The organism is Pedobacter sp. (genome assembly GCF_045628745.1).
Taxonomy (GTDB): domain Bacteria; phylum Bacteroidota; class Bacteroidia; order Sphingobacteriales; family Sphingobacteriaceae; genus Pedobacter.
The window spans coordinates 1-2,400 of sequence record NZ_JAZQPU010000158.1 but is presented as its reverse complement, the minus strand read 5'-3'; the positions used below and the strand labels follow the sequence as shown (position 1 = coordinate 2,400).

Sequence of the window (2,400 nt, the reverse complement as noted above, 5' to 3'; positions counted from 1 at the left end):
TGTACCCTGAATCCAGGTCGGGTTATAAGTTTTTTGAAGGTTATTACGGAAATTCCAGCCTACTAAGCCATTTAAATCTAAACCTTTAATAATATTAACCGTACTATTGAAGGCCGTATTCATTCTAACATCTTTTTGAACTCGGTCAGGATATTTGGCTTGAACATAGGGACTTACGTTGTTAGCACCTGGTCCCCAACCGTCATAAAATTTATAAGGGTCAGCACCAGCCATATTTCCTGATCCTTTAAGTACCCAGCCCGGGAAACTTAAAGACCTGGCTACGGCATTATCTTTACCATCAACATTAGCGCCGTTGATGGTGCCAGAAGATGGAGCAATACTTAATCCAACTTTAACTCTTTTACTAAGTTGTGCATCAACATTACCCCTGAAAGAGTAGCGGGTATAAGATGAACCTACCACAATTCCATCTTGATTATACATGCCTCCGGATAAGGAATACGTAACATTGTCAGTACCTCCAGCTGCATTAAGCTGTACATCATTAACAGGGGCAGAACGGAGTATTTCATCTTGCCAGTCTATAGGTTCAAGTGCATCAGTTCCCCAGTATGGATCATAAATACCATAAGTGCCACGGATATTGAGTAATTCAGTACGTGTGGAATATGTTTTTCCATCCGTTCTTTGTGCATAGGCAATACGGTCTGCCTGACTCACACTTGCGGCCAATCCTGTTTTATTTACCCATTGCCTGTCTAACCATTTTTGATTGAATTGTATCCATTCATCCGAAGTCAATACATCTACCTTCTTTTCAGCAGTGGCAACACCTGTATAGGCAGAAAGTGACAATACAGGCTTACCTGATTTACCTTTCTTAGTCGTAATTTGTACAACACCATTAGAGCCTCTAGACCCATAAATAGCCGCAGAAGAAGCATCCTTTAATACATCAATAGATGCAATATCTGCTGGATTGATACCTGAAAGATTATCAAGGGGCACACCATCAACTATATAAAGCGGTGTGGTACTTCCGTTAATAGAAGCAGCACCCCTTACATTAACAGTAATATCTGCACCAGGAGATCCAGAAGTACTCCTTACGGTTACACCAGCTATTTGACCTTGCAGTGCTTGTTCAACACGTGTAATGGGACGCTCTTCAATTTGCTCCGCGCTAATCTTACTGATACTTCCCGTTACATTTCCTTTTTTCTGGGTACCATAACCCACAACAACCACGTCGTTTAAGTTATTCGCATTCTCAACTAAAACAACCCTTAAGTTTTGTTGTCCGTTAACGGCTATTTCATTATTAACAAAACCTATATAACTAAAAATAAGGGTCTCGTTTTTGCTTTGTAATTTTAAAACAAATTGTCCTTTACCATCGGTAATTACACCACCGGTATTATTTTTGATTTTTACAGTTACTCCTGGAAGAGGAATTCCATTTTTATCAACCACTGTTCCTTTTACCTCAAATGATTGCTGGATCTTACCAGTTTTTAAGTCAAGGTAGTTTTCAGGATGAGCATATATGACCTGTGAGGAGGCGATTGAAAAGAAAAAAAGAAGTAAACCTTTGTGTAGAGTTTTATTCATATTTTTAATTATTAGTAGGTTTTTATATAAATGGTTTTTTAATTACGGTAGGATTACTGGACACCATGTGAGGGTGAAAATTAAAAGCAGCGGCAATTATTGGGGGAATTGAATTTTTAATTGGTCGGTTGCTTTGAACAGAAACCGAAACAATGGCATGTTCTACGCTCATTTTTTACGATTCAATAAGGTTTATAAATTGGTTTTTTACCTGTAAGACAGGATTGCTTATTTCAAATTTAAAAGTAATGTTTGAAATTGGTATCCTGAACTGTCCTGCTTTTTGAAAGGTGTTTAATTCTGAATAAGAAGGTAACAGATTTTAAATGACATCATAAAAAAAGCGTCCATAGTTTTAAAACTATGGACGCTTTTTTTATGATGTATGGAATTGTATAGCTTAATATAAAGTACTGGTTACGATCACCACCCTTAAGCCTACTGGAACCTGAGGTCTTGCAGGTGTGCCATTTCCAGTGCTGGTTTGGATGTCAACAGTTATAGATCCTTCTCTTGCAGTGTAGCTATACGATTGACCATTAAATACAAAGGGCAATTGTCTGTATTCGTTGATGCCATTGTCTGGATAGATGTACACCATTAAGCCATCGTTTGTAAAAGTAGCTTCATCTAGTTCTGGCATGCTGATGGTAGTACTCAGCCTGGTTCCGCCTGCACTGGATGTCCATTGGTTACTGTTAATTACGGTTTCTATAGTTTCATTAGGCAAACCTGAATCTACAATTGTTTCTTTTTTGCATGACATTAAACCTATGGTGGCAATGCAAAGGAGGAGTAAAAAGCTTCGTTTCATGTGATTGTGTT

2 protein-coding genes are annotated in these 2,400 nt (G+C 38.1%); both read right to left on the bottom strand.

Annotated features, from left to right (window positions below):
- Positions 1-1,575, bottom strand: a 1,575-nt coding sequence (locus tag ACR2F7_RS06520; protein ID WP_432712775.1) for a SusC/RagA family TonB-linked outer membrane protein, incomplete at its 3' end; no start/stop codon positions are given.
- 400 nt (positions 1,576-1,975) lie between these two features.
- On the bottom strand, positions 1,976-2,400 hold a 425-nt coding region (locus ACR2F7_RS06515), incomplete at its 5' end, for a hypothetical protein (RefSeq protein ID WP_432712774.1).